Annotated in this window: 20 protein-coding genes; 10 read left to right on the top strand and 10 right to left on the bottom strand. The window is 51.2% G+C overall.

Features of this window, described 5'->3' with window-relative positions; genetic code table 11:
* Positions 1-106: 106 nt before the first annotated feature.
* The 3 genes from HU175_RS16520 to HU175_RS16510 form a co-directional block, all read right to left on the bottom strand.
* The gene (locus HU175_RS16520) at positions 107-2,308 is read right to left on the bottom strand and encodes a transglycosylase domain-containing protein (RefSeq protein ID WP_176567638.1); all 2,202 of its coding nucleotides are present in this window, start codon (positions 2,306-2,308) and stop codon (positions 107-109) included.
* Positions 2,309-2,454: 146 nt separating this feature from the next.
* Complete coding sequence (locus tag HU175_RS16515) at positions 2,455-2,907, bottom strand: GNAT family N-acetyltransferase (protein WP_176567637.1); 453 nt, start codon at positions 2,905-2,907, stop codon at positions 2,455-2,457.
* A gap of 40 nt (positions 2,908-2,947) precedes the next feature.
* Complete coding sequence (locus HU175_RS16510; RefSeq protein ID WP_410528604.1) at positions 2,948-3,982, bottom strand: RluA family pseudouridine synthase; 1,035 nt, start codon at positions 3,980-3,982, stop codon at positions 2,948-2,950.
* A 50-nt stretch (positions 3,983-4,032) separates the two neighbouring features.
* On the opposite strand from HU175_RS16510, the gene HU175_RS16505 reads away from it, so the two are divergent.
* Positions 4,033-4,947 (top strand): 1-aminocyclopropane-1-carboxylate deaminase/D-cysteine desulfhydrase, encoded by a 915-nt coding sequence (locus HU175_RS16505; RefSeq protein ID WP_176567635.1) that lies wholly within the window; start codon positions 4,033-4,035, stop codon positions 4,945-4,947.
* A 32-nt stretch (positions 4,948-4,979) separates the two neighbouring features.
* On the opposite strand, the gene HU175_RS16500 is transcribed toward HU175_RS16505, so the two are convergent.
* The 3 genes from HU175_RS16500 to HU175_RS16490 form a co-directional block, all read right to left on the bottom strand.
* Positions 4,980-7,433 carry a sensor histidine kinase gene (locus HU175_RS16500; RefSeq protein WP_176567634.1) on the bottom strand — a complete coding sequence of 818 codons (2,454 nt, stop codon included), beginning with the start codon at positions 7,431-7,433 and terminating at the stop codon, positions 4,980-4,982.
* Between the two features lie 117 nt (positions 7,434-7,550).
* Positions 7,551-8,504, bottom strand: a complete 954-nt coding sequence (locus HU175_RS16495; protein ID WP_176567633.1) for an L-threonylcarbamoyladenylate synthase — start codon at positions 8,502-8,504, stop codon at positions 7,551-7,553.
* Between the two features lie 84 nt (positions 8,505-8,588).
* Positions 8,589-9,056: a peptidylprolyl isomerase gene (locus HU175_RS16490; RefSeq protein ID WP_176567632.1), complete on the bottom strand. Its 468-nt coding sequence runs from the start codon at positions 9,054-9,056 to the stop codon at positions 8,589-8,591.
* A 190-nt stretch (positions 9,057-9,246) separates the two neighbouring features.
* On the opposite strand from HU175_RS16490, the gene HU175_RS24970 reads away from it, so the two are divergent.
* The 3 genes from HU175_RS24970 to HU175_RS16480 all read left to right on the top strand — a co-directional run bounded on the left by HU175_RS24970 (position 9,247) and on the right by HU175_RS16480 (position 11,099).
* Positions 9,247-9,372 (top strand): hypothetical protein, encoded by a 126-nt coding sequence (locus HU175_RS24970; protein ID WP_255433020.1) that lies wholly within the window; start codon positions 9,247-9,249, stop codon positions 9,370-9,372.
* A gap of 123 nt (positions 9,373-9,495) precedes the next feature.
* Positions 9,496-9,741 (top strand): hypothetical protein, encoded by a 246-nt coding sequence (locus HU175_RS16485; protein ID WP_176567631.1) that lies wholly within the window; start codon positions 9,496-9,498, stop codon positions 9,739-9,741.
* 116 nt (positions 9,742-9,857) lie between these two features.
* Positions 9,858-11,099 (top strand): L,D-transpeptidase family protein, encoded by a 1,242-nt coding sequence (locus HU175_RS16480; protein ID WP_176567630.1) that lies wholly within the window; start codon positions 9,858-9,860, stop codon positions 11,097-11,099.
* Between the two features lie 89 nt (positions 11,100-11,188).
* Here HU175_RS16480 and HU175_RS16475 read toward each other — a convergent pair whose 3' ends face one another.
* Complete coding sequence (locus HU175_RS16475) at positions 11,189-11,893, bottom strand: murein L,D-transpeptidase catalytic domain family protein (RefSeq protein WP_176567629.1); 705 nt, start codon at positions 11,891-11,893, stop codon at positions 11,189-11,191.
* A gap of 114 nt (positions 11,894-12,007) precedes the next feature.
* On the opposite strand from HU175_RS16475, the gene HU175_RS16470 reads away from it, so the two are divergent.
* Positions 12,008-12,763: an EcsC family protein gene (locus HU175_RS16470; protein WP_176567628.1), complete on the top strand. Its 756-nt coding sequence runs from the start codon at positions 12,008-12,010 to the stop codon at positions 12,761-12,763.
* Positions 12,764-12,767: 4 nt separating this feature from the next.
* Here HU175_RS16470 and HU175_RS16465 read toward each other — a convergent pair whose 3' ends face one another.
* Entirely contained in the window at positions 12,768-13,169 is a 402-nt protein-coding gene (locus tag HU175_RS16465; protein WP_317167751.1) for a helix-turn-helix domain-containing protein, read from the bottom strand.
* Positions 13,170-13,332: 163 nt separating this feature from the next.
* On the opposite strand from HU175_RS16465, the gene HU175_RS16460 reads away from it, so the two are divergent.
* The 3 genes from HU175_RS16460 (at position 13,333) to HU175_RS16450 (ending at position 15,710) form a co-directional block, all read left to right on the top strand.
* Positions 13,333-13,920 carry a Crp/Fnr family transcriptional regulator gene (locus HU175_RS16460; protein ID WP_176567627.1) on the top strand — a complete coding sequence of 196 codons (588 nt, stop codon included), beginning with the start codon at positions 13,333-13,335 and terminating at the stop codon, positions 13,918-13,920.
* 184 nt (positions 13,921-14,104) lie between these two features.
* Positions 14,105-15,172, top strand: a complete 1,068-nt coding sequence (locus HU175_RS16455; protein ID WP_176567626.1) for an SDR family oxidoreductase — start codon at positions 14,105-14,107, stop codon at positions 15,170-15,172.
* A gap of 154 nt (positions 15,173-15,326) precedes the next feature.
* Entirely contained in the window at positions 15,327-15,710 is a 384-nt protein-coding gene (locus HU175_RS16450; protein WP_176567625.1) for a DoxX family protein, read from the top strand.
* Between the two features lie 575 nt (positions 15,711-16,285).
* Here HU175_RS16450 and HU175_RS16445 read toward each other — a convergent pair.
* Complete coding sequence (locus HU175_RS16445; protein ID WP_176567624.1) at positions 16,286-18,517, bottom strand: hypothetical protein; 2,232 nt, start codon at positions 18,515-18,517, stop codon at positions 16,286-16,288.
* On the bottom strand, positions 18,517-19,977 hold the full coding sequence (locus HU175_RS16440) for a hypothetical protein (protein WP_176567623.1): 1,461 nt from the start codon (positions 19,975-19,977) through the stop codon (positions 18,517-18,519). The genes HU175_RS16445 and HU175_RS16440 overlap by 1 nt, the downstream gene beginning before the upstream one ends.
* A 365-nt stretch (positions 19,978-20,342) precedes the next feature.
* Here HU175_RS16440 and HU175_RS16435 point away from each other — a divergent pair, with 365 nt between their 5' ends.
* Entirely contained in the window at positions 20,343-21,233 is an 891-nt protein-coding gene (locus HU175_RS16435; protein WP_176567622.1) for an AraC family transcriptional regulator, read from the top strand.
* 66 nt (positions 21,234-21,299) lie between these two features.
* Positions 21,300-22,037, top strand: a complete 738-nt coding sequence (locus HU175_RS16430; RefSeq protein WP_176567621.1) for an SDR family oxidoreductase — start codon at positions 21,300-21,302, stop codon at positions 22,035-22,037.
* Positions 22,038-22,044: the final 7 nt, after the last annotated feature.

Below are 22,044 nucleotides of genomic sequence, written 5' to 3'. Positions count from 1 at the left end.
CTCGTACGAAATAAAGAATTTATTTGGGCTTAAACGAAAATCGGGCCGCATCTATCTGTTTCAAACAGGATGCAACCCGATTTTTAGGCTTAATATGTCACGGATACTACCCGTCACTCTGGCTTCGTAGTCGTTCGGCTTCCTTTTCCTGACGTTTGCGCTCCCGCCGTTCCTGTCGGAGCTGCTTCCGGCTTTTTACTGTATCGGCCGGAGCAGCTTCAGTAGCTGGCGCATCGGCTTGAGCGCCTGGCTGACCGGCGGGGGCCGCCTGTGGGGTTTCCGAGCGTTTGAACAACCGCCGGAAGAAACCACCGAACGTATTTTCATCCACGTCGTCTATAGGATCGACCTGCAGGCTGTCGCCCTGGAACAACGTATCGACCGGCGCCACCTGACGGCGTAAACCTTCGCGAAGCTGAACGCCGTAGAATCCATAGGCACCAGAGTCGGGGACCGTCAACCCGCGCCGGGCCATAATCCGGCCGATGAGCCGGAAATAGCCTCGTACGTTCCGTGTCTGCAGATGACCGTCGGGTACGAACCAGTTCAGAGCCGCTTTCGGACGAGGAACCACAAAGGCCAGGAAGATACTCTCGCCCAGATTGAGGTCGGCGGGCCGCTTGGCGAAATAGTAACGGGCCGCTTCACCAATACCGTAGATGTTTTTGCCCCACTCGATGATGTTGAGGTACACCTCATACATCCGCTCTTTCGGAACGATGTGCTGATTCTCGATCAACCACACGATCAGGATTTCCTCGACTTTGCGGGACAAGGTTTTGTTGCGGCTCAGAAAGGCGTTTTTTACCAACTGCATCGAAATCGTACTGGCCCCCCGCTTAAAGGATTTTTCCTTGAAGTTGGTCGCAATCGACACCCGAAACGCCTTCTCATTGAAACCGTTGTGGGTGAAGAAATTATAATCTTCCGAGGTCAGCAGGGCGTTCCGTAAGTCGGGTGAAATTTCATTCAGGGGTGTATAGTCCGGGTTCTCGGGGCCGACGATGATCGGCCGGACGGGTTTTCCCTTCTCATAAGGTGTATAGACGAATGGGCGATTAATCGAACTAAAATCCGTAGCGCCCATGCGCAGAATTTTGAACCCATCGGACGTTAGACCGGAGTCAAATTTCACCGAATCGGGCAGCGATGCGTCGAGCTGGAAAGCCAGGTCGTATTTCAGTTTGCCGGTTACCTGCATGCCTTCCAGCGACTCGAATAGCCCCTGCGGGAATGAGTTGAACAACGCTTGGGCATCCAGCGGATCGGTATGCAGTTGCAGCTCGTAAATCTTGTTTGGCGACAGGGTGTATTTCACGAACGGCCGCGCACTCACCTGACCCAGTGTCAGCGTCGACGAACTATCTACACCCACATAGTTTTCGCCCACAAACAGGTTGGCATTCATGGACGCCTGAGGTACCAGCACATCGGTACGGGCAATAGCCGGATGGTTAATACGCAGATTACGTACCGATCCGGCCCCTTCCAGACGGAATTCACCTCGCGCCCGATCAACGTCGCGTAGTTCGGCCCGTACCGTATCAGCCTGGAGTTTCAGGTTAAATTTCTTCTGAATGTAAGGCAGTTCCAATGGTTTGGGTCGACCGTTCGGCCCTTCAGCGTAGAGGGCTAGGTCATACTCCCGATCAGCGGGGTCGGCAGTACCCGTTATGTGCCAGATGGCCTGCCGGCCATTCAGCAGGATAGTCGAGTTGACAGCTTCGTCGTCGATGGTGGCTGTCTGGGTAAGCAGACTGATGGTATCCTGGTTGTCCATGCCCCGGAACTCCAGGTTCTGTACGTTAAGATCGTCCGGAATCTTGGACAGAATGTTGTCGATCAGGTTTTCGGCCACGTCCGAGAGATCCGTCCGGCGTTTCCGTTTCGTACTGGTCGAGTCCCGTTTGCGGAGCAGGAAATCGATGTTCGTCAGTGAGTCGCGTTTGACGATCTGCACCAGGCCATTGTTGACCGTCAAACCCGAGAGCGCTACGTTACCCAGCAACAATGGCCAGAAGCGAACACTGACTTCGGCTCGCTGAATACGCGCCAGACTGTCCCGGTCGTCGGGAACTACTGAGATGCCGGAGAACGCCAGGGAACTGAATCCGGTAAACTGGGCGGAGTCAATTTTTACGGTGAGGGTATAATCTCGTTTGGCCTTCCGGATGGCCCGGTCGATAGCCGTGCGCAACAGAGCTTCACGTTTAGAGTAAGCGATACCCGCGCCAATACCAGCGAGGATAAAAAGACTTAAAAATACCCAGCCTGCAATGCGGAGGGCCTTACGTTGACGATACGTCATGCTTGATCACTATTCGGAAGGGCAAAGATAGGGAAAAAAGGAGGAAGGGGAGGAAGGGAAAAAGGAGGAAAGGAAGAGAGGAACAAGAAGGTAGTCAGTCGGCCTGTTTTCTCCTTGTTCCTTTCTCCATTTCCTCCTTCCTCCATTTAAAAATCAAGATGACAATTCGTCCAGCCGTCGTCAAAGCGGGTACCGAACTGCTGATAGAAGCCAATGGCGGGCTGGTTCCAGTCCAGAACCTGCCACATCATGCCGGTGCATTTGGTTTCGTGGGCCATATCGATCGTAGCATCCAGCAGGAGTTTCCCAATGCCGTAGCCCCGAAAGTCTTCGGTCACGATGATGTCTTCCAGGTACAGACGCTTGCCTTTCCAGGTCGAATAGCGGAAATAATAGAGCGCAATACCGACAATTTTCTCTGTGTCGGAATCTTCGGCAACGAGCAGGCCAAACAGCGGATTGGGGCCGAAACCGTCTTCGGCCATCTGCTCGACTGAGTTGGTCACCTGGTCGGCTGCTTTTTCGTAAACAGCCAGTTCGGTAACCAGCTCGAACGCCTGTGGGATATCGGCACGGGTGCCGGGGCGAATGGAAATCATAGAGGGTGAATGGGTTGGGTGTGGTGAATGTACAAAAAACTTAAACCGTAATAAAATTCCGCCACTTGGTCAGCACGCTCTGCATGTCGTCAGGGAGGGGGGAGTCGAACTGGAGCCACTCGCGGGTGCGGGGGTGAACGAAGCCCAGCGACTTGGCATGCAGCGCCTGACGGGGCATCAGCTTGAACGCGTTTTCGACGAAGGCTTTATAGCTGCCAACGGGATTGCCGCGTAAGATACGGTCCCCGCCGTACATAGCGTCGTTGAACAGCGGGTGTTTGATGTGCTTCAAGTGCGCCCGGATCTGGTGCGTCCGGCCGGTTTCGAGATTACACTGAACCAGCGACACGTAGCGCAGGTCTTCGAGCGTCCTGTAATGCGTGACGGCCCATTTTCCTTTGGTTTCATCGTCGTAAATGGCCTGCACTTTCCGGTCTTTCACGCTGCGGCCAATATAACCCGTAATCGTGCCGTCGGCGGGATCAGGTTGTCCCCAGACCAGCGCGTTGTAGGTCCGCTCGATGCTGTGGTCAAAGAATTGCCGCGCCAGGTGCGTCATAGCGTATTCGGTCTTGGCAATTACCATCAGACCCGAGGTGTCTTTGTCGATACGGTGCACCAGACCCGGTCGGATGTCGCCGTTACGCGAGGTCGGCAGGTTCTGGAAGTGATACACCAGCGCGTTGACCAGCGTACCGTCCCAGTTGCCGTGGGCGGGGTGCACCACCATACCAGCGGGTTTATTCAGGACCAGCAGTTCATCATCCTCGAAAACGATGTCCAGGGGGATGTTCTCGGGCTTGATATCCGTATCGCGGGGCGGGTGGGGTAGCGATACGGTAATGATATCCAGCGGTTTTATCTTATAGCTGGCCTTGGTTGGTTTGTCGTTTACCCGTACCGATTCTACATCGATGGCCGCCTGGATCTTGGTCCGCGTGGCATTCTGCAGCCGGTCCATCAGAAACCGATCGATACGGAGCAAACTCTGTCCTTTATCCACCACGATGCGGTGGTGTTCGTATAATTCGTCTTCGTCTTCCGAAATTTCGTCGCGCTCGTCTATCACAATCAGGCTGAATTGACGCAGATTTGGCGCGTCAATAAAAAGACGAAGATACGCAGATGCCCGATATTACCCAGCAGCTTGCTGACCTGACCGCCAATTCGCCCCTGCAATGGCTGCCCGATCCGTTCCCCGAATCGGTTCCCGTTCGGCTCTACCTGAAGCGGGATGATTTGCTGCATCCGCTGGTGTCGGGTAACAAGTGGCGTAAGCTCAAGTACAATCTGCTGCTGGCGAGCGGGCAGGGTTTCGGGACGTTGCTGACCTTCGGCGGGGCTTTTTCGAACCATCTCTACGCGACGGCTGCGGCCGGGCAGGTAGTGGGCTTTCGAACAATTGGCGTGGTTCGGGGCGAGGAACTGGCCGACCAGCCCCGCAACCCGACACTGGCTTTTTGCGAAGCCGCAGGCATGCAGCTGCACTTCGTGAGCCGGTCCGACTATCGCCGGAAAGACGATCCCGCGTTTGTTGCCGAGCTTCAGAACCGATTCGGTCCCTGCTATGTACTGCCCGAAGGGGGGACCAACGAATTGGCCGTACGGGGAACGGCGGAGATCATCCCCGAAATTATAACTCAGCTGGGTCAGGTACCCGACTACGTGTGCTGCGCTGTCGGGACGGGAGGGACCGTGCTGGGATTGCTTCAGGCGGCCCCGGAGCCGACGACGGTACTGGGTTTTCTGGCGTTGAAAGCCCCCGAATTTTCAATGCCTCATCAGCCGCCCAGGCCAGACCAATTTCGCCTAGTGACCGAGTATCATTTCGGTGGATACGCCCGGACGACACCCGCCTTGCTGGCCTTTGTCCGGACGTTTGAACGGAAAACGGGTATTCAGCTTGAACAGGTGTACACCGGTAAATTGCTCTTCGGAATTTATGATCTCGCCCGGCGGGGGTACTTCCCCGAGGGCGCGACGGTTGTGGCGGTGCATACCGGTGGGCTACAGGGACGTAGTGCCGAACTGGATACGTAACAAGCAACCGCCTGGGCTCATAAACCGACCAATCAGACGGGGAAATAAACGGTAAACGTAGCGCCCTGCCCCGGCTGGCTGGTGGCACTAACGGCCCCCCCGTGATTATCAACTACTTTCTGAACGATGGCCAGCCCGATACCCGTACCGGCATACTGGTTGCGGCCATGCAGCCGCTGGAAGACTTCAAAAATCCGGTCCAGGTATTTCTCGTCGAATCCAATGCCCGTATCCGCTACGGCGATACGGTGATACTGGTGCGCCGGAAAGACTGGTTTGACCGCGGGCGGAAGATCAGCTGCGTCGATCAGGTCAGCCTGAATAGAAATCCGGTGTGGGAGCGGGTCGTTCGTCTTTCTGAATTTAATGGCGTTGGAAATCAGATTCTGAAAAAGCTGACTTAGCTGCGGGATGTCTCCCCGAATCGTTGGCATGGGGCCAAGATCAATGACGGTGCCCGATTCCTGAATGGCCAGCTCCAGATCGAGCAGAACGCCATTGAGCACCTCACCCAGCGACACGCTGGCAAACTGGCCCCGCTCGGTTGTAATGCGCGAGAACGCCAGCAAATCACGAATCAGTGTCGACATCCGGTGGGCGGCTGCCTGCATACGCTCCAGAAGCTCACCCCCATCGCCTAACTGAGCCGAGTAGGTCTGTTGGAGAATGTCGCCGAAGGACTGAATCTTGCGCAGCGGTTCCTGTAAGTCATGGCTGGCTACGTAGGCAAATCGCTGGAGGTTATCGTTGGACCGTTTCAGGTCATAGTTAGCTGCTTTGAGCTCTTGTGTCCGGTCGGCAACACGTTCTTCCAGTTCGGCCGAGAATGCTTTCTGATCATGAATATCCGTGCAGGTACCGAACCAGCGGACGATCTGGCCCATCTCGTCGCGCATGGGAAGCGCCCGGCCCAGCAGCCAGCGATACTGACCGTCGTACCGCAACATCCGGTATTCGATTTCGTAAGGTTTGCCGGTCGTCAGCGATTCGGTCCAGATGCGATTGGTTCGCTCGACGTCGTCGGGGTGAAGGGCATTCGCCCATTCCTCACCGAACGACTCGCCGGGAGTCAGACCCGTAAAATCGTACCAGCGCTGGTTGAAAAAATCGTGCTGCCCGCTGGGCTGGGTAGCCCATACCATCTGCGGCATAAAATCCGTAACGAACGTAAACTGGCGAATACTATCGGTAAGTTCAGCGTTCGTATCGATCAGTGCCTGCTGTATTGCCTGTTCGGACCGGAGGTCGTGCAGATTGACGCCAATTGATAGGGGGGCGCCCGTTACTGAGTCGCTGATCCGGATGAATTCAGCATGACAGGGAATCTCTTCACCGCTGGTCAGATGGCGGAGTGAAAACGAGCCCGTCCACCGGCTCGTCTGCAGCAGGCTGGGCCGGATACGATGAATAAAAAAGCGAAATTGTTCCGGGGTGTATAAAACGTCTGGTGGCAGATGACTCAGCCTGACGTCGGCTGGCGCGCCAACGAGCTCCCGGCCGGCGGCATTCAGGTACGTCAGCCGACCATCTATGTCCATGACGGCCACGTAGTCGTGGCTGCTTTCGACCAAATCGATCAGCGTCCGTTGTTCTTCGCGCAGATGCGTTTCGTTTGTAATATCCTGAAGGGTACCCGTAAACCGTATCGGCTCGTGATTTTCGTTGAAGAAAACCTTGCCTTTTGCGCGAATGATACGTTCCAGTGTTTCGCGCGGAGTAACAAGGGTATAGGTTATGTCGTAGTAGCCATTCGCTTCCGGTTGAAGACTGGCCGCAATGGCCTGTGCCACCCGCGCCCGGTCTTTCTCAAGAATCGCTTCCATCGCCAGAGCTAAATCAACCTCTCCCCGAACCGGTAAATTAAACCAGGCCCGCATCCGGTCGTTGCCGGTAACCTTACCCGTAACGGGGTTTAGATCCCAGATGCCCAGACCCGCGGAGTCGATCGCAAACTGTAGTTGTTCTTCCTGAACACTGAGTACGGGCGGAGTAACCGGCTGCCTAGTCGTTTCCTGACCAACGAGCAGAATACCCGCAGTCTGACTGGTTTCGTCGGGAACTACGCTAAAGAAAAACCGCCAGTATGTAAGCTCATTATGGCCGTTACGCTGCGTAGGGACAGCCTGGTTCTCCTGGTACGTAGCCTGACCTGTTGTTCGAATGTAGTTTAGAATCTCCCGCCGTTCGATCCGGTTTTTTGCCCAGGAATCAGCGGCCGGCTTGCCAAGGGCAATAGGCTCGGTAGCCGACTGGTTAATCGTAGTCTGGTAGGCATCGTTGTAAAACTGGATGAACTGAGGACCCCAGAAAAGCAGCGTAGGGGAGGGCGATGCCAGCAGGATAGCCAGCGTTGTCCGGAGACTGGCTGGCCATTGGTCCGGCTTGCCCATAGGGGTTTCAGGCCAGTCGACCGAGCGGATGCTTGCCTGCATCACGCCGTCTCCAGTCGGAAACAAATGATCCGGGGGGACTATAAGATTACTCATACCTAAAAGCTAATCAGCAACTATACCGCGTGTCTTAAACGGAAAAAGCGGAAGCAAACGACGATACATAGCTGTATAGATAAAACCGAAAATACCCTCTGATGTTAACCCGATCGATCAGGCGGTTGCGGCAGCCCGACGGAGCCGGTCGTTGATCGCGCGGCCCAGCCCCTCGGGGGGCAGCAGTTCAGCATAGATCTGGTCGATTTCCAGCTGATCCAGTTCGCGCAGGTAAGCGAACAGATTCTTGGCGGCTTCGTTCAGGTTGCCCGTTGGCGAGAGCGTACGCTGGTTTCCGCCGGCGATACCGCCGAATAGCTCCCGGAAAACCAGCGCGCCACTGCGGGGCGTCGGGGGAGGAGAAGCACCGGGCTGAACCAGATAAACTGGTTTGCGTGGGGCGTAGTGACTACTAAGCATGCCGGGCGCCTTGGGATTAGAGGTCGAGTGACTCCGTAAGGCTACCGGGCCAATTACCTGCTCAATGGCTTCCTGCGCCAGACCGCCCAGCCGGTAGATGGTGGGCATGCCGCCCTCGAAGCCTACAATGGTCGATTCCAGTCCCACAAGGGCAGGGCCGCCATCCAGAATGTATGGAATCTGATCGCCCAACTGGTTGGCTACGTGCTGGGCCGTGGTAGGACTGATGTAGCCAAATGGATTGGCACTGGGCGCGGCCAGGGGGAAGTCCAGACTGCGCAGCAGCGCACGGGTGAGGGGGTGATTGGGTATTCGGACGGCTACCGTGGGCAGCCCTGACGTAACGAGATCGGGAATGATGGGCTGACGCGGTAGCAGTAGCGTCAGAGGGCCGGGCCAGAACGTTGCCGCCAGCTGCTGGGCGGCTTCTGGCAGGTCTGTAACGAACCGGGTCACTTTGTCCAGTGAGTCGGTATGAACGATAAGCGGATCGAAGGCGGGCCGATTTTTAACCCGGAAAATGGTTACTACTGCGTCGGGATCGAGGGCGTTGGCCGCCAGCCCGTACACGGTTTCGGTCGGAATACCAACCACGTTGCCTGCTTCCAGCAGGGCTTTCGCCCGCTGCTGGTCTGTACCAATCTGTGCCATGATAAATCTGGGGCAAAGATACGCCGAAAATACAAACAGCCCGGCTTTCGGGGCCGGGCTGCAGATGATTCCTCACGTTCAGTATTAGTGGTGACCGCCGGGACCGTGAACGTGGCCGTGAGACAGTTCGTCGGCGCTGGCGTCCCGAACCTCAATAACTTCTACGTCAAAATGCAGATCCTGATCAGCCAGTGGGTGATTCCCATCAACGGTAACCGTGTCAGGGCCAACGTTTGTTACGGTGACAACCTGGCCGTCATTGGCCTGGAACTGCATGCCAACCTGAATATCGGCCTGCCCGAATGCGTTGCGGGGTACTTCGCCAACCAGCCGGGCGTCGCGCCGACCGTAGCCTTTTTCGGGTGTTACGTCAATTTTAAAGACATCCCCTTTGGCACGACCTTCCAGCCCTTCTTCCATACCCGGAATCAGATTGTTGGCTCCGTGCAGGTAATAAAGCGGATCGCTGCCCTGGCTGGAATCCAGCACGTTGCCCTGGCTGTCGCGCAGGGTATAATGGATGGCTGCTACTTTGTCTTTGGTAATGTTCATGGAAATGGCGACTGCGCCGATTGGTTAGTAGAAGACATAACACCGGTTCGGGCGAAATTGCTTCCTTCGAATAAAAATTTATTGAAAATGGTATAATCCGGCTGTTTTTGCGGCCCCGGACCAACAGCCGGATGGGCGTTACGTTGCTGTCTGCGTCGCTGGCTACGCAGAAATTTCTATCTTTGACTGTATGAACGACCGCTTTAAACTGTGGCTGAAACGCGTAGGCTGGGCCGGCTTTTTCTTTTTCCTGATCAAAGGGTTACTCTGGCTGCTGATTCCGTACCTGATTGCCAAGGGTGTCTTTTCGAAATAAAAACAGGCTGGTACGAAAGGGTACTAACGCTATAGGTCGTGCCCGACATGAGACTGAACAATCTGGCAGCTGACGGGTTCTATAGAAGTAAATCGGATTGTAAACCAACAAAACCGCAACGTTATGGAATCGCAGGAAAAAGAAGATATCATTCGGGCTAAACAGGCTATTTCACCGGATGGGTTAGAAGATCAGTCGGTAGAGGGAAACAGCGGCCCCGGCAGCGTCATTGACCCCGAGCCCCTACCCACCGACGAACTGGAAGATAAATACATGGATGGGGACGAGGTTGGCGAAAACGTGCACGAACTGCACCAAAATCGAAACATGCACAAGCCTAACGACACAACTGGTCCTGCCTACAGTTAACAACACAGTACTACGAAAAATAGCCGCCCTCGCAGCCCTGCTGTGAGGGCGTTTTTGTAAGATCTATAACTAACCTGCAGGCTCATACGTTTATAAATTAAGATTACTCAACGAAAATGGAAACGAACGAAAAAAAGTATGCCTGGTACGCCCTGGGTGCGGTGCTGGGACTAGTTGCCCTGTTCTTTGTGGGCCTAGAGGTTAATAACTGGTGGAGCGCAAAAGAGGAAACTGCCCAGCGAAAAGAAACGTACCAGCAGACGCTGGCAACGTTACGTCAGGCTTGTCGCTATGCCGACTCCGTTGGGATTGACACAAGCCGCTATGCAGCTGTTACCGGTGAGGACGCCGACAGGCTGACCACCCGACTGGCAGATCTGATGCTGGAACTTCGGTATGGTAAAAAATCGTCGCAGCTGGCGTTTGACGGGCTCAAGAAAAAAGAAAAGGTAGATTCGAGTGCGGTACAGGCCGCGGCCGAGCGTGAAGTGGAAACCGCCGGGTTCTCTCCGGCGTCTTTACAGGGGGCTAACCAACTGGCTCCTTACAATCAACTTGTGAGCGAATACAACCGCCTGCGCCGGCGCCCCGAAACAGCATCCCTGACCGATTCGCTGCGACTGGTTCGACAAACGCTTAATTTCTATCGCTATATCAACCGGTTCGATCTCGAGAAATTCGTAGTGGTCAATATTCCGGCTGCGGAGCTGAATGTGTTCGATCAAACCGGCAAACGGCTGCTACCGATGCGGGTGATTGTGGGCCGGGCCGATAAGCAGACCCCCCTGATGGCTACGTATATTACGGGCATTATTGCTTATCCCTACTGGAACGTACCCGAAAGCATCGCGCTGAATGAGATGCTGCCCAAGATGCAGCGCGATTTGTCGTTTATTTACAACCAGAACCTGCAGGTGCTGGATGCCAAGAATCAAGAGGTTGATCCTGAAGAGATTGACTGGCAAAGTCTATCAGAAACCAATTTTCCGTACCGAATCCGGCAGGCATCGGGCTGCGACAACTCGCTGGGTTTGCTGAAGTTCGATCTGGCCAATCCACTAGCCATCTATTTGCATGATACTAATAGCCGGGACCTGTTTACGGCTACCAGCGACCACTGGCGGAGTCACGGCTGCGTGCGGGTGCAGAAGCCCGTCGAACTGGCGAACCTGGTACTGGGGAAACCAGTTTTCGATGCCAGTTTCATGAACAAATGCCTGATCGATCAGAAGCCAAAACCACTGACCATTCCAAAGCAGGTGCCCGTCTTCATTACTTATAACATCGCCGACGTAGATGCAAGCGGCAAACTGCGGTTCTACAAAGATGTGTATGCAATGAATAAAAAAGCGCTTTAACAAAAACGGGTCGCCAATCGATTGGCGACCCGTTTTTGTTTTTATCATTCCGACCGGGGCAGGTAGCCCAGAGGATGAATGGTAAAAACTTAGCTGACACCACCCAGGAAGGTAGAGCGCTTCTGGTAGTCTGTATCCGGCGAGTAAATAAACAGGCAGGTGCCGCCTTTTACGGCCTGAATAATGCCTTTTGAATCAGCATAGGGAACGGCCGGGCAGCCTTGGCTACGACCCAGACGGCCCGTCTTACGGATGATATCCTCGCATACATAATCAGCTCCGTGCAGGACAATGTTTCGGTTATACACGTTGTCATTGAAGCCTTTTTCCAGGCCCTGCAGCTGCAGCGACAGCCCGTGTTTGCCCATGTACGTATTGAGCGTTTTGTAGAAACCCAGGCTGGTCTGGAACGACGAATGGGTATTGGAAAATTTATTCGCAACCAGATCGCCGGAGTTACGGCCGTGCGATACGTAGGTATTGAACAACAGTTTCTTCTGCAATAAATCTACGACATACAGTCGTTTCTTATTGGACGGCTGGCTCAGGTCGACGATAGACAAAACCGCCTTGTTCGTGTTCATTTTCTCCCAGCCGCGTAATGCATACGCAAAAACGTCTTTATTTAGGCCCAGATGACTTAAATTAAGCTGGTCGTACACCGATAGATACGTATTATTCTCCGTTACGGAGGGGGCAGGGAGTACGGTTGCGGGAGGAAGTGCAGGCGTTACGTCGGGCGACGTACTGGCAAAATTCAACGAGGCAATAAGCACTAAAAAAACTTTCTTCATACGAGCAGACTGGATAACAGCAGGGTGATTGTTATGAGGGAAGTACGCTATTAAAACACGACTGATGCCGTTTTAATTCGTTTCAAGGTACTACTTTTTCGGAATACCACCACCATGACACCTTACGAAGCAACCGTTCGCGCCGAAATCAACCGCTGGCAGCAGGCTATGCAAAAACCGCCTTCGAGACTGGGGCGACTGTCGACATCCGTGCAGCGACGAATCAATAAAATCATTCCCCGGCGGGTCCACGCGGTCATTACCGCCACGATCAAACAGATGACCCGGGCGGTCCTGTTTGGCTCCGAGTTTCTGACCCGGCAGCCACAACAGGGACTGAGCCTGATCGAGCGCGACGCGGCCGTAGCCCGACGTATTGATTTCTACCGGAAAGCGGGTGCGGCCGAGGGGGGCGTTACGGGGGCGGGTGGCCTGCTGATGGGCCTGGCCGATTTTCCGCTGCTGCTGAGCCTGAAGATGAAAATGCTGTTCGATATTGGCGCGTTGTACGGCTTTCCGATCAGCGATTACCGGGAACGGGTTTTTATTTTATATGTCTTTCAGCTGGCCTTTTCGAGTCAGGAACGTCGGCAGGTGGTGTACCAGCACCTGGCCAACTGGGCCGAACACAGCCGGCAACTGCCCGACGATATTCATCAGTTCGACTGGTTGACGTTCCAGCAGGAATACCGTGATTATATTGATCTGTCGAAAATGGCACAGCTCATTCCGGGCATTGGTGCGGCCGTGGGGATTGTCGCTAACTACCAGCTCATCAACCAGCTCGGCAAAACGGCGATGAACGCCTACCGGATGCGTATCCTGGCCGACGAACAGTCGATCGAGGGGCAGCGCTGGCAGGTGAACTGAGTGGCTACTCCGTACCAATGATCTGTTTGCGGTGAATCAGTCCCCAGCGGTGAAGTTCCTCCATGACGCGCTCCAGCGACTGGCCGTGTTCGGTGATGGCGTACTGCACAGTAGGCGGGAACGTATCGTAGACCGTGCGTTTGATGAGTTGGTTAGACTCCAGCGTTTTCAGTTCTTTCGACAACACTTTATCGGTAATGCCGGTCACCTCGCCGGAGATTTGCCTGAACCGTTTGGGGCCAGATACCAGCGAGAACAGGATCAGCAGTTTCCACCGACCTTCGATGGCTTCCATGGCATCTTTGATCGAGAGAATATTCTTGGGGCATCCACCGGTGGCTATCATTCGTAGGGTTGTCTGGGCGGGCAAGTGACGTAGTATACCCGAGAAAACAGGTATAAACATCCCCAAAAGGATAACAGATTAGTTTTGGTTTCAACCAGACGTTTGTCAAGCGTACGAACGTGTTCTGCCGACTGGTTATCCGGTTTCAATCGGTCGCTGCGAGTCAATAATTGTATATTTGCAGGAGTTGTCACCTCCGGCCCCTCCAAGGGGCAAATACTGCATGTTTGACGTTCTGTTTGCTCATATCCAGGAAAAAGTTGCCTTAACAGAGCAGGATCGGGAAGGTATACAATCGGTTTTTATGGCCAGGAAGCTGCGAAAACGGCAGTATCTGCTTCAGCAGGGAGCCATCTGCACGCATCTTTCCTTCGTTACGAAAGGGCTGCTCCGGGCCTATAATGTCGACGAAAAAGGGCATGAGCACATCAATCTCTTTGGCTGGGAGGGCTGGTGGATTTCCGATCTCAACAGCTTTCTTTTCCAGGAAGAAGCCCTGCTAAACATCGATGCTATTGAAGAAACGCAGCTGTTGATGATTTCGCTGGCTGATTATAATGCACTGATGGTGCGGGTTCCTGTCATGGAACGCTATTTCCGGTTGCTATATCAGAATAGCCTGGCTACAAAGGATAGACGATTAATCAGTTCCATTACGCATACCGCCGAGGAGAAATACCTCCAGATGGCTCACCGGCATCCCCAGATCATTCAGCGTGTTCCTCAACACCTGATTGCTTCTTATCTGGGCCTGGCTCCGGAAACCATCAGCCGGATTCGCAAGAGTCTTGCCCTTCGCCAGAGCCGTTGATTGATCCAGATCAAGTTTATTTCTTGCTTCAGGTCAAGAAGCAATGGGTACTGCCCGGCCTACCTTTGCCGTAATAAAACGAAGCCATTTCAGCGCATCCTTTATCCAGTACGCTACGTCGGTGTCATACTGGAAAATTTCATAATAGAAGGGCAGGGGCTGATGTGAATAATCAGAACATACTATGAAAAATACGGCATTAGTCGTTGGCGTGAGCGGCATTACGGGAAGTAATCTGGCTCAGAAGCTTATCGCCAACGGCTGGAGTACCTACGGTTTAGCCCGTAATCCCACTACCAGTCTTGAGCAGCTGCAACCAATTGCGGCTGACCTACTGGATGAAAAAGCGCTGGCTCTGGCGCTGGCGGGTATTGCGCCGACCCATGTCTTTTTTACCACCTGGATGCGTAAAGATACCGAGGCCGAAAACATTCGGGTCAACAGCGCGCTGGTACGTAACCTGCTCAATGCATTATCCCCGAAAAAGTCTGTTCAGCACGTAGCGCTGGTTACCGGACTGAAGCATTACCTGGGACCTTTTGACGCCTACGCCAAAGAAGGGACGCTTCCCCTGACACCGGTTCGGGAAGAGCATCCTCGTCTGCCACTCGACAATTTTTATTACGCTCAGGAAGATGAGGTGTATGCCGCAGCCGGGCGGGATGGATTTAGCTGGAGCGTTCACCGGCCCCATACGGTAATCGGCAAAGCCGTTGGGAATATGATGAACCTGGGTACGACCTTAGCCGTCTATGCCAGCATATGCAAAGAAACAGGGCGTACCTTCAGCTGGCCGGGCTCGGGTGCCCAGTGGAACGGCTTATCCGACGTTACCGATGCCCGAATCCTGGCTGATCAGATGATCTGGGCCGCTACCACACCCGGTGCTCGTGATGAAGCCTTCAACATTACGAACGGAGATGTTTTTCGGTGGAACTGGCTGTGGCCTCAGCTGGCGGAATGGTTTGGTGTTGAGTACCAGGGATTCGATGGCACGATACGGCCGCTGGAGCAGGAGATGGCCCGTGACGAAGAACGGTGGCAGCAGATAGCTGGTCAGCATGGCCTGCGGGAACCGGATTTACTGCGTTTGGCGTCGCCCTGGCATACCGATCTGGATCTGGGGCGACCAATTGAGGTCATGACAGATATGTCGAAAAGTCGAAAATTGGGCTTTACGGGTTATCAGGATACCCGGGACTCATTCTTTGATTTGTTTACCCAACTGCGTCAGGATAAAATTATCCCCTGATCCGTTTACAGAAGAAGTGGAGTAAGAAACAAGATAATCATTCGGGATGAACGACATTACTATCCCGCGGGATAGCGCTTTCCGTAGGGAAAGTGCCGTCCCACGGGATAGTAATGTGCCTAGTTTTGTGGACATAAATCACTCACAAGACAGTATGAAAGTTCTTAACCTTACTCTCTGGATTGCCCAGCTACTAACTGCCATTCTGTTACTCTGGGCCGGTTATGTGAAAATAGCCAAGCCAATTACGGAGCTGGCTGCCATGTGGCCCTGGGCGGGCGAAGTATCGGCTACGTTTGTCCGGTTTACGGGCGTTATTGATTTATTGGGCGCACTCGGATTAATCCTGCCTGCCGCGTTACGTATCCAGCCGAGGCTGACACCCGTCGCTGCCGTTGGCATAATTCTCCTGATGATCTGCGCTACCGTCTTTCACCTGCTGCGCGGAGAGGGGGCCAATATTGGATTTAATATTGGTGTTATCGTGATCGCGGCCTTCATTGCTTGGGGCCGGTTTACAAAAGCTCCTATCGTGTAAGCGCTTCTGTAAATTTTATTTTCCCCATTTCAAAATTTCAGCGTCGGAAAACAGGGCGGCCCGGCTTCTTTGCAGCTTTATAACCTGTCGATTTTTCCATCTGCTGCTCATTGAACAAAGCCAACAGGCAAAGACAGAGCATCCGTTTGCTTTTATTAGTTGTCGATAAAGCATCCTGGACCTTTGTTACCTGATCAACTCGGGTTATGAACACGCTATAAAAAACGCACATTACTCAATCTGCTGAACTAGTTTGCCGGACGTCACCACGCCACCATTGCTCGGATTACCCTGGCGTGTGTGCTGACGCATAAACCCTGGATCGTCTTCATTCCTAGCCTAACCAGGATCAGCCGGTTGACAGAAAACAATGGGGCGGCTGCCATTCAGCAGTCAGCCCAGCCAGTGAACTGCAAGAGATTGAAGCAGCCTCGACCCAGATTCAGGTCGTAGGTACGCGCTACACCGATATAGCAATTGTCGTGCACCGTGCAGGGGTTGCCACTTCTAGGTAGCGTTGGTATTAGCCCAGCTACGAAGTCATCAAATTTTGGATCGGGCTAATGGCAGCTAAACTATCGCCGTCCGACAACACGAAATAAGGGAATATCATAGGCTAACCGCAACTGGAATAGATGCGTATTGAGTTCGTCCGGCGTTTCCTGAGGTTGCGCTGAGGGCGTAGCATTCTCCTGTTTAAACTTTCTCAGTTTAGGGCCATACTGATACCCCAGTCCCAGCGTAAGGGGCGAATTGGGAAATCCAAGTACAACCGAGACACCCGGCGACAAAATGCTTTGCCAAGGGACGTGTTCGGGCAAGGTGTTCGAATTATTTGCCAACCGATAGTTCAGCATGGCCCCTAGATCAATGACACTGGCAAATACACCCAACGAAAATGGGTTTGGCGGATTATTGTCCAGGCTTTTTTTCTTCTTGCCCCACAAATCGCGCAGCGCAAACGTAAAGTCAACGCCAATAGGCAACGTTATCCCTCCGTTGAATCGGTAGTTATTCGTAGCCGTAAAGGAAGTTGGAACCTGTTCAGGCACAAAACGCTCCATACCCACATAAAGCCCCGGCATACCTGTTACGGTGATGGAAAACGGCGTTCCCCGCTTATCGACAGCCGTTGAGGACGGGGCGGCAAACTGACTGATCACGTCACTGATTCCCTCGCTGCTGGTAGCACTAACGACTCCCGACGTAAACGCCGTTACCTTATCTATCTTTTGAAATAAATCGAGCATGCCAAGGGCTATACTATCAGCCTGATAGCTGATTTTTGAAAAATAATTCAGGATTTCTTTGCTATTTTTTTTAATTGTATCTTTGGGGAACAAATCATTTAATATTGAATTACCATCTATAAATTCATTCAATGTAGAATCTTTATTTTGTCTTATTTTTTCTAAAAAAGTTTGCTTATTAAATTTGGTGCTATCAGAAAACACTTTGGCTTTTAATAACGGACTAATATTTTTTTTACTGTATTTTACCAGTGCGGGTTTTAGTGTCTCGGCCACATAATGAGGCATGTTTTGGTAATTTTTAACCCGGATGGCATTATATAATAAAAAACCATTTTTGAGTATTGTTGTACTTAATTGTGCATTTTCTCTTTTGTCAATTAATTTCACCACATCGACCATCATTTCCATAAATGGCAGGAAATTCTGTTCCGTAAATAAATCCTGCCCTTTTAAATGACTATAATTATCCATTTGGCCAAGTAATGATAAAATACCCGTTACCTTTGGACCTATCGTATTGTATGCAGCAAACTTTGTGGTGAGCGTATCTCTTGGTTTGTCGGGTATAATAAGCTTAGGATCAAAGAACGATGTGAATTTGGTCCTATCAGCATGATAAAGTAAGGCCGTAAAATAAGCCCGTTTAAGGGGAGTATCTAGCTTACCTAGCTTTTCAACGTCTATCCATACGTTTTTGCCTCCACTGGTCGAAGCTGCCGTATCGCGGAGGGCCTGCTGAAGGAGATTGAGTACAAAAAATTTATCTTTCAAATCCTTTGGATAACCGTCTTCATAATTATTAGCCAGGGTAGCAATGATGTTGCCAGGGTGCACACCATCGATAAGTTTCTGCCCAATACTGGCCGAAAGTTTTATATATTTATACTCGTTTAATTGGCTTACTCTTGCACACCAAGCTGGGGTTAGTAATTGATATTTTTTATCCGTGTCGGGATTGTCGATATGATTCATTAAATACGTTAGCGAATGGGCCATATCATCGTCGAAAACGGCTTTTAATTCATTGCCCAGGCTTTTATACCGCGCCGGATCAAAGGTGCGCATTTTGGCGTGAGTAGCCGGAAACAAAACTTGCAACTCACCCACTTTTCCGATGGAGCGATCAAACAGACGGATGTACGTCTGAGCATACTCGCGCCGGAAACCCTTCTCGAAATAAATGGTAATGCCGTTCAGGAGCGAATCAGATTGAGCGGGCGACAGGCTGGACACATTAAAAAAAGACAGCAGCAGGTTAGCAGCCTGAATCCCCGTGGCACCGGAGGATTTCGACCCAAAGTCGTCCATTGCTTGCTGCCGCCTTAGAATAAGGCGGGCCCGGGCAAAATCGGGCAGGGGTTTTAAAGTATCAAAAGGACGTTCCAGAAAGCCTTTTAATTCGTCCATCACTTTTTCATCTGCGCCTGTTAATCCATTAAGCTCTGCACAATCCTCTGGCCGCAGGCTGGCACAAAATAAGGCATCGTAATAGGCAGTTTGGCCAAAACAGTTGCTGGTAATGAAACATAATAGAATTAGTAAATTTTTTTTCATTATTTAGTTAATTTATATTGTTGTAAAAATAATTTGTTATCAATAGCAGGTGCCCCAATCGTTTCTTCCCAGAGATGGTAGTTACAATCCAGAAAATAATTTGTTTCCTCTATACGGAATGTGTACAGAAAAAGAGAGTTAGGGTCTTTGTAGTCTTTAATTTTTACAGACTTATTATTTGTATTTTGGGCTATATTAACGGTTAGCGTTGAAATATTTACGGTAAAAGTTACATCTCCTACTAATTCATAGTATAAGTTGCATAGCGTATTAGGTTTTTCAAAAAAATTCTTAAGTATTAATTGAAATTCTGATTTTAGATCCTTTTGATGGATGTATACTATATTATATAATGATCCATACATGTCAGACCAATCAATTTTTTTATTGTTCTTAATATTAGAACTTATTTTTTCTTTTTTTTCACTGAATTTAAAACCATTATTAGCTGCTTTAACGGCATCAATTATTGATATATTTATATTTTCTTTTAAAGATTTGATATTATTAATTATAGATGAAGTATCTTTATCTGTTATAAGCCTTTCTAAACTATCTTTTACTATTTGTTTAGTAGTACTATCAGCAATTATTAATAAGTTATTTTTTAACTTATATAACTCAACCTCATTTTCTTCTATTTTTTTTTCAATCTCAATGCGCTTTGCCTCTGAAGCTTTCTTTTTTGTTTCTTCCAATGCAGATTGTAGGCTATCTTCCTGGCGTTTTATCTCTATATTATTAAGTTTATCTTGTAAAGATGTCAATTTTAGATTATTAGGCAAGTTTGTGTAAAATTTAAGTAGCCACGCCGTTGTATAACCTTTTTTAATAAGCTTAGACCTGGATTCTTTAGACAGGTGATAGCGTCCTGACTTAGTGTAGAAACGAGTAACTGCCAGGCTACGCCCTAAGTTAGTGGTGTCAAGCTCACTTTTAGAGTTATCCTGTTTAGAGTTATCCTGTTTAGAGTTATCCTGGTTGTAGTGTTCATAGAGGATGCGCCCAGTCAAGATGTCGGCGTCCCGCTCATTGAGCCGGGATATACGCTCGAACGTATGCCCCAGAAAATGATGCGACCATTCGTGGGCAATGAGACCACGAACGCGGTCGAGGGTTTGATTTTGCAATTGATTTATCTTATCTTTTTCTTTTATCTTATCTTTTTCTTCAATAAACTGCTTATATAACAAGCGTTGGTTGACCATCAGCCAGCGCTGGGCGTTGCCCCGGTCGAAGTAGGCAAAGGCATAGCCAAACGGAACGCCCCTGAGCCGTACGCCATTGACGTCAAGATTTACATCCATAAACCGGAGCTGCTCATAGGTTTTCTTGACTTCCTCATCAAACTCTTTAAACGTCTTCCACTGCCCTGATGTCTCTGCTATCAGAACTAGTAAGAGACTCAGACTCAGCAACCATCTCGCTGGCCAATTTATTTGCTTCATCTGAATATGCATACTAGAATCAAATTCAAGTATCCTCATCAGGCGATCAGCCCACAAGGGGAAATTTCCCGTATTTGCTCTGTTACCTGTTGGCTAGAAATAAAAAATCATGACCCATAGTCGAAGCTCATACCCACGCAGCCTAATCCAATAGCCGATATGTCGAGCCCGTTGGGGCCTGTACCTAATGTTCGTTTTTGCATTGTGCTCATAACTCGAGTTGATTAGGTAACAAAGATACCCCGATACCTTGCCGACCACTAATAAATAGCAAATGGGAACACCGGAACGATAAAACCGATTTTGATCCGCTGTTCGGTACATTGATTAGAAACTGGGAGAATAAGCTCTTGCCGAAAAACGCGTAGTTTTAGGCAATGAATGTACTCAGCATCGACGAGCACTTACCCGTTTACACCTCCGACCAGGACGAACGGTACGGCAGCAAACTATTCAGAATGGCGCGGGCCGAAGGAACGATCGAATACCAGTCAGATATTCTCGTACCTCACCGGAAAGCGTATTATCTACTGGTATTTGTTAAACGCGGCAACAGTCGCCACTGGGTAGACATGAGGCCCTATGAAGTAAAGGACAATACAGTCTACTTCACCGTGCCCAGTCAGATCCAAGTGAAAGAAGAAGCGAAGCCGATGTGGGGCACCAGCCTTGCGTTTACGAATGAATTTCTGGCGTTACAGGAGAATACAGCCTTGATCAATCTGCCGCTGATTCTGAATCCGCAGAACGGTCACGAACTGCTACTGACCGAAGCGGATGTCGCCTTTGTAGAAGATATACTGGATAAGCTATACGCCGAATACCGGCTCCCGGGCCAGTGGCAGCAGCGGATGCTGGCGGCTTACCTGACGGTGTTGCTTACGCACCTGAGCCGGTTGTATACCGAACAATACCGGAATAACGAAGCATCTCCCGATAAACTATTGCTGAAAAGGTACCAGGCCAAAATCGATGAATACTTCCGCGCGCAGCACGAAGTGAGCGAGTACGCATCCATGCTGAATATATCCGCCGGGCATTTGAGTGAAGTGGTCAAAGCCCAGAGCGGCAAACCCGCCATTGCCCACATTCACGACCGCCTGGTACTGGAAGCCCGACGTCTGCTGTTTCATAGCCAGGATTCGCTCAAGGAAATCGCCTTTGATCTTGGTTTTTCGGAGGCTTCTTACTTCAACCGCTTCTTTAAGCGGGAAACCGGGCTGACGCCGGCGGAGTATCGACTTAGTATCCGTGAAATGTACCAGTAATACCGAAGAATATGTTCCTGCCGGGCGCAGGTAACCCGGTAGCTTTGTCCTGTTAATAACTCGATCATGAAAACAGCACTGATAACAGGAGCAAACAAAAGCATTGGCTTCGAAGCCGCCCGGCAATTACTACAAAAAGGCTATTACGTGTATCTGGGTAGTCGCGATGCGGAAAAAGGCCAGCAGGCCGTTGACCAGCTAAAATCGGAAGGACTGACTAACGTCGAACCGATTGTCATTGATGTCGATAACGTCGACTCGATCAAAGCCGCCCGCCAGACGCTGGGTCAGAAAACAGGTACCCTTGACGTCCTCATCAACAATGCCGGGATTAGCGGTGGTATGTCGCAACCAGCGCTCAGTACGGACATCGGTATAATCAAGCAGGTGTTCGAAACAAACGTTTTCGGGGTGATTGAAACAACCCAGGCGTTTATCGACCTGCTGCAACAATCACCCGAACCGAGGATCGTGAACGTAACGTCGGGGCTGGGCTCACTAACGCTACATACCGATCCGACCTGGAAATACTACCACGTTAAAGGAGCGGCTTATGGCCCTTCCAAAGCGGCTCTGAATGCCTACACCATTATGCTGGCGTATGAGTTGCGCGATACGGCGTTCAAGGTAAACGCCGTTGACCCAGGCTATACGGCTACTGATTTCAACCACCACTCCGGTCCCGGCACCGTCGAAGATGCCGCTGCCCGCGTGGTCAAAGCCGCTGTTTTAGGGCCGGATGGGCCAACCAGTCAGTTCTTCAGCGACGATAATTCACCAGAAACGGGCATCAGCCCCTGGTAGAGCAAAA

It is taken from the genome of Spirosoma sp. KUDC1026 (assembly GCF_013375035.1).
Taxonomy (GTDB): domain Bacteria; phylum Bacteroidota; class Bacteroidia; order Cytophagales; family Spirosomataceae; genus Spirosoma.
The sequence above is the reverse complement of the archived record's forward strand: the minus strand, read 5'-3'. Positions and strand labels throughout refer to the sequence as shown.